At 64.9% G+C, this 6476-nt stretch carries 3 protein-coding genes and 1 pseudogene; 2 read left to right on the top strand and 2 right to left on the bottom strand.

Annotated elements, in window-relative coordinates; all coding sequences use genetic code 11:
• A pseudogene (locus tag ACFCU0_RS16335) lies at nucleotides 1–599 on the bottom strand (hypothetical protein); the annotation flags it as partial.
• A 439-nt stretch (nucleotides 600–1038) separates the two neighbouring features.
• Between ACFCU0_RS16335 and ACFCU0_RS16340 the strand changes: the two are divergent.
• Together ACFCU0_RS16340 and ACFCU0_RS16345 are read left to right on the top strand one after the other, a co-directional pair.
• Entirely contained in the window at nucleotides 1039–1617 is a 579-nt protein-coding gene (locus tag ACFCU0_RS16340) for a sigma-70 family RNA polymerase sigma factor (RefSeq protein ID WP_434974751.1), read from the top strand.
• An 81-nt stretch (nucleotides 1618–1698) separates the two neighbouring features.
• A complete protein-coding gene (locus ACFCU0_RS16345) occupies nucleotides 1699–4284 on the top strand; it encodes a tetratricopeptide repeat protein (RefSeq protein WP_434974752.1) in 2586 nt (861 codons plus the stop codon).
• A 251-nt stretch (nucleotides 4285–4535) separates the two neighbouring features.
• Here ACFCU0_RS16345 and ACFCU0_RS16350 read toward each other — a convergent pair.
• Nucleotides 4536–6476, bottom strand: a 1941-nt coding sequence (locus ACFCU0_RS16350) for a WG repeat-containing protein (RefSeq protein ID WP_434974753.1), incomplete at its 5' end; no start/stop codon positions are given.

Consider the following 6476-nt stretch of genomic DNA (forward strand, 5'->3'; position numbering starts at 1 on the left):
CCGAATGAGCCGTTGCCGGCCACGAAAAGGGTGTTGTCGACGGACGTGTTGGCGTCGTTGAACCTGCCGACGGAGAGGGATTGGTCGGTCGCGGCCTCTGTGCGATCGCCCATCGACGTAGACTCGTCGCCCTCGGCTCGTGTGAGGTTGCCCATGGTCACGGCCCCGGTGCCGCTGGCAAGTGTCCCGTTGCCCATCGCCGTAGATCCGTTGCCCTCGGCACTCGAACCTAAGCCCATCGCTAGGGATCGTACCCCGGCGGCGTCCGTGTTCAACCCGAACGCGACCGAGTGTTCACCGACATTGACTTCGTCCCACTGCGTGCCGGTGACTTCCCCCGCGCGGAAGGCGGCCTTGGCGGGGTGCCACATCATGCGGGTGCCGGCACCGTTGGCTGGCATGATTCCGGTGTCAAATTCGCCGAGGCCCAGCAGGGCGCCGTCGTCAAAGCTGACGAAGACGGAGTCGCCTGCGGCATTCTCGATGTTGGTGACCGGCACCGGTTGCGCACGGCCGTCATCGGGAATACAGACGAAGACCGATATCAGAAGCGCAACGGCGAGAAGAAACGGAGTGGATCGTGAATAGCCTTGACTCATGACGAGGCGGTGTCATTCCAGAGAAAAGGGAAGCGTCTGAGGTCCCCGGGCGGTCGCACGGTGCGCAGGGCGACGCGAATCGAGATGCGCGAGAAGCGCGGTGTATGGAGAGGTCGATGGTGGCAGGCAGCGAACGTCTCGTGCCGCGATGAACGTCCTGCATGTCCGGAGACGGACGCAGAAGAACCGATACCTCCCTCACTATTGCATGCAAGAAATCACCGTCGAATGGGTCAGGCGCGACGGTCGTATTCGGAAACGCTGCGTCCCCGTTACGTGGTCGTATCATTATATCTGTCACATGCTGTGTGAGAGGGGGTTGCGGTCGACCCGTTTGTGCATTTGAGACCGATGCTTCGTTGTTTGCGCATTGTGCGCACGGACGACGGGCAAAGAGAGCCCGCACCATTCGCTGGTTTTCGAACCGCAGCCGTTCATCATGTCCCGTTCTCCCAGCGAGGTGACGCACCTGCTGGAGCGCCTTCGCGAGGAAGATCGCGAAGCACTCGACGCGCTACTGCCTCTGGTCTACGAGGAATTGCACCGACTGGCGCACCTCGAACTGCGCGGTGAAGGCCCTGACATCACGCTGCGCACGACGGCGCTGGTGCACGAAGCCTACCACAAACTCGTCGATAACCATGCGGTGGACTGGCAGGGACGCTCGCACTTCTTCGGGGTGGCAGCCCGGGCGATGCGCCAGGTCGTGATCAACCGCGCGAAAAAGCGACAGGCACAGAAGCGGGGTGGGGACGCCCCCCATCTTACGCTCGACGAGGGCCGGATCGCTGTCGACAAGCAGGCCGATCGTCTCGTCGCGCTCGACGAGGCGCTCGACCGCCTCGCTGCCGTTGACGAGCGTCAGAGCCGAGTCGTGGAGTGTCGCTTCTTCGGTGGGATGACGATTGAGGAAACCGCTACCGCACTCGACGTCTCTCCCTCCACCGTGAAACGCGACTGGCGAACGGCCAAAGTCTGGCTCTCCCGCGAGATCACGCGAATGGAATCACCGCGATGATGCCACAGCCATTCACCTAAGCGTCCACACCGTCGCTCACTGGCAAGTCCGAACTCTGCACTTTCCCAATTCCCACGTGCCATGACCCCCGACCGATGGAATCGTGTGAAGGATGTCCTCGACGAAGCGCTCGACCGTCCGGCAGGAAAAGAGCGCGACGCGTTTCTGGACGAGGCCTGCGCTGGAGACGAGGACCTGCGAGTGGAGGTGGAATCGCTGTTGGCGGGTAGCGATGGAGAGGTCTCCCGCTTTCTGAGTGAGGGGATACCACAGGCGGAACGTACCGATTCCCTGTTCGAGAGCGAGCCGGCGCTCGAGGAGGATGCTCGCATCGGGCCCTACCGCCTCGACGGATTGCTCGGGCGCGGTGGGATGGGGACCGTGTACCGCGCCGTCCGTGCCGATGGCCAGCACGAGCGCGAGGTCGCCCTGAAAGTGATTCGGCCCGGCCTGTACTCCGACAACATCGCGCAGCGCTTTCGGGCAGAGCGTCAGATTCTTGCCTCGCTGGAGCATCCGGGGATCGCACGCCTCTACGACAGCGGCCTCTCAGCCGACGAGCGCCCATATTTTGCCATGGAGCGTGTCGACGGCACGCCGCTGGGTCGCTACTGCGAGGAGGCGGCATGTTCTATCGATCAGCGACTCCGGCTCTTTGAGAAGGTGACCGACGCCGTCGCGCACGCGCATCGGACGCTCGTGGTGCACCGCGACCTCAAGCCGTCCAACATGCTTGTCACCGCCGACGGCTCCCCAAAGCTGCTGGACTTCGGCATTGCCAAACTGCTGGACGACGAAGCAATCGTGGATGCCCCCGTGACGCACACGGGTCGCCCTTTGATGACGCCTGCCTATGCTGCCCCCGAACAGGTGCGCGGCGAGGCGATTACTCCCGCCACCGACGTGTATGCTCTCGGGGTCGTCCTCTACGAACTGCTCACGGGCCGGCGTCCCTATCACTTTGAAAAGCGGACGCCCAGTCACATCGAACGGGTCATTTGCGAGACGCGACCGGAGCCCCCCTCGACGGCGGCTACGCGGCAGGATGAGGCGGAGGACACGCACGAACCATCCACGTCTGCCCTTCCTCCGCCCGCGCGCCTGAAGCGCCGCCTCCGGGGCGACCTCGACCGCATTATTATGAAGGCGCTTCGGAAGGAACCGTCTCGCCGATATGCCTCGGCCGCCGAGTTGGCCGCTGACCTGCGTCGCTACCAGGAGGGGCTGCCCGTGGAGGCACGTCCCTCCACGTGGCAATATCGCGCGAGCAAGTTCCTCCGCCGCAACCGCTGGCGCGTGGCCGCGGCCACGGTGCTCGTGCTGCTTCTGGCCGGGTATGCCGCCACCGTCACCGTGCAGTCGCGCCGCCTCGCCACCGAGCGCGACCGGGCACGGACGAATGCGGAGAAAGCCGAGCAGGTGTCTGCTTTCTTGACGAATCTGTTCGAGGCCGGCAACCCGAACGTCGCCCAGGGGGACACGATCACCGCCCGTGAGCTGCTGGCACGCGGCGTCGAACGCACCGAGACGCTCGGCGACCAGCCGGCCGTACAGGCCGAGGTGCAATCTGTCATCGGGCGCGTGTACACGCAGATGGGCCGCTACAACAAGGCCACGCCGCTCCTCGAAGACGCGTTGGCCACGCGCCGCACCCTCCCGACCGACGACCCCGCTTCTTCTGAACAACTGGCCTCCAGCTTGCACAACCTCGGGGCCAACCAGCAGGTGCTGAACCAGGTCGACCGGGCCGAGCGCCTTTATCGTGAAGCGTTGACGCACTGGCGGCCCCTGCCGGACGCGCGACGCACCACCATGGTCGAAACGCTCAACAATCTGGCCGGCATCCTCCGCGCACAAAGCGACTACGACGCCGCCAGGCCGGTGCTGCGCGAAACGATCACGATGGCGCGCCGGCTGGACGGAGAACGAGAGGAGGTCTTGCCCGTCGCGCTTGCTAACCTGGCCGAAATTCGTCATCGCGAAGGCGACTACTCCGCTGCCGACTCGCTTTATCGCGAGGCGCTGGAGATGGGAACGGAGGTGATGGGAGAACATCACCCGTACGTGCTCGTCGCCCGGAGCAACCGGGCGGAGCTCTATCGCGAAACGGGACGTCTCAAGCGGGCCGAGGATGTGCAACGCGCCGTGTTGGAGGTGCGCCAGACCCGCTATCCCGAGCACGCTGTACGCATCGCCCTCAGCCGGACGGCGCTGGGCCACACGCTTCGTGCTCAGGACGAACACGAAGCAAGCAAGCGGGTCTACCGGTCGGCCCTATCGAGTCTGCGCGTGCACGTGCCCGACGACCACGTGTACGTCGCTGACGCGCTCAATGGACTGGGTGCCGCCCTCATCGCCACGGGGGCTCCGGGTCAGGCGGATTCGCTTCTTCGCGAGAGCCTCTCTATTCGCAAAGAAAAGCGGGGTCCGCGAAGCTGGGAAGCCGCCGAGTCAAAAAGCTTCCTGGGCGCGTCCCTTGCTGCCCGGGAGCGCTACGCCGAGGCCGAGCCGCTGCTGCACGACGCCCACGCCACACTCGGGCGCACGCGCAGCCCCGACGACCCGTATACCCGACAAACCATCCGACACCTCGTCCAGTTCTACGACGACTGGGGTAGACCCGACCAGGCGGCTGCCTGGCGCGACTCGCTGGCTGTTTCAAAATAGCGGGTCGTGTCGCATTCGGAATCGGTTGAGGGGGCAAAGGATTTTCTCTGGGAGCGATGCCGTGCGACCGGTCAAGCCTGAGCAGCATCTTGATGATAGCCGGTTCCATCCCCATCATTCGGACGGGTTGTCACCGACGCCCTGCCCCATGTCAGCGTCCTGCCCCTGGTTCGCCGAGGTGATGTTGAAGCCGACCACCCGCTCGCGGCGTTCCACGAGCAGACAACCGTCGGCAGGGGAACGGGACGCTGCTATTTGTTCTGCACTCTTACGCGCATCGTTTCCACCGTCAGGTGGTCAAGGAGCGTCTGTACGGCCGTGCGGGCGTCCGCAAGGTCTTCGGGTGGGCGCAGGATGGACGCGAAAATCAGCGTGTCGTCTGCTGTGAAGGCCACGACTCGATGGACCGCGGCGTGGCCGTCTACGTCGGTGCCGCGCATGGTCGCCGCCAGTGCGGCACGCCCGTTCACGGTCGTCTCGCTACGGGGCTCGGTGACGTCCGCTTCGCGTAGCGGGGGATCCTGGACGATGCTCTGCACGAACTGCTTCGGCGTCGGCCCGTCGTCGATCACCCCAAGCGTTATGACCACATTATCGGGTGTGACGAGGCGTGGCTCATCGTTGGTGGACAGGTCGACACCGTCCCCGAATTGTTTCTGGGCGGCCTCTCTGCTGCGCATGACGACGATGCTTTTCAGAAGCGAGTTCATCAAGCTGAGGTCGACCACCGCCCAGTCTTCGGGATGAGCGAAAGCCAGTTGCGCGTCCCCGAGCTCGGCGGCGTAGGCGGCGAAGCCGTCCGGAGCGTTCACGGGAGGCGTGGGGGCAGCGGCCGTTGCGGGGGCATCCTGCGCGAGCGTTTCGATCCGCTCCCAATCCAGCGCGCCCAGTGCGCCGCGTAGATCCTGCATGGACGGTCCGTTGGGGGGAGCGGTGACCGAAACAACCATGGCCCCGGGGTCCAGCAAGACGAATATCTGCCGTTCGTCACCCTCAGGTGTTCGCTCGTAGGCGGCGTGATCTCGATACGTGGTTTTCGTCATGACTTCCTGCATAGCCGCCGCCTGATCCAGTTTGGCGCGCGCTTCGCTCCAGCCGGTGCGAACGCGGCCCAGCCTCATTTCGAGCGGCCCCGCATCGCCTTCGTAGGTACCCTCCACGATGGGCGTGTCGCCCGCGAGGTGGTTCTCGACGTCGGTCCGCGCGACGCCGCCGGGCAGTTCATCGGGCAGCAGGGCGGCGAACCCAGCGATGAGCGGGTCGTCGGCGTCGGAGACGGTCTTGTCTTCGGCAGGCGCCGCTTCTTCCACCGCTTCCGGCGCTTCGGCCGCAGTGGGCGACGCAGCAGCCGGCCATACCTGCTGCCCTTGCCGGTCGATGTAGATCCAGTCCCCGTCACCAACGCTGGATGAGAGGTTGACATAGTTTCGCATCTTGTCGCTGATCTCCGTTGCGGCGCGCGCGAGCGGTCCACGGAAGGGCTCGGCATACGCAAATTTTTCCTCGAAAGCCGGCTCGCCGTCCGCGTCGATGTATGTCCACCTGCGGCGCTCTCGCTTCACAGGGGCCGCGCCGTCGGCGAACCGATGCGCGCGTTCGAAGTCCGGCTCGACCACCCGCCGGCCCTCCACATTGATGTAGCCCCACGATTCGTCGAATCCCGTTTCCACGGCAACAACAGCGAGGCCGTCCGAAAAGGGCAGTGCCTCCGTAAATTGCGGCTCGATCACCATGTCGCCCTGTTCGTCGATGTAGCCCCATTTCCCGTGCACGAACCCACCCGTCTGTACGGGGGCCAGCCCGTCGGCGTAGCGCCCGCCGCCCGAGAACTGCGGCTCTACCACGAACTGCCCGTCCCGGTCGATGTAGCCGAACATCGGTTGTCCGCGCTTCGGGTCTTCGCCGGTGGCGACGGCGGCGCGCCCGTCGGAGAAGGCATGGGCCTTGTCGAACTGCGGCGCGATGACAACGGCCCCGCGCTTGTCGATGTATCCAAATGGGCCGTTGGGCTCCGGCTGTATGACCGCGCGTCCTTCATGGAATGAGCCGACATATGCAGCATCCCCTTCCAACACCACCTCGCCGGTCGCGTCGATGAACTTCTGCTGATCCCCGTCCGTGACGCGGGCGCGGCCATCAGAGAAAGGCGCGGCCTCGTCGAACTGTGGCGAGATGGCCATCGCCCCGGTCGA

It is taken from the genome of Longibacter sp. (assembly GCF_051155795.1).
In the GTDB taxonomy this organism is placed as follows: domain Bacteria; phylum Bacteroidota; class Rhodothermia; order Rhodothermales; family Salinibacteraceae; genus Longibacter.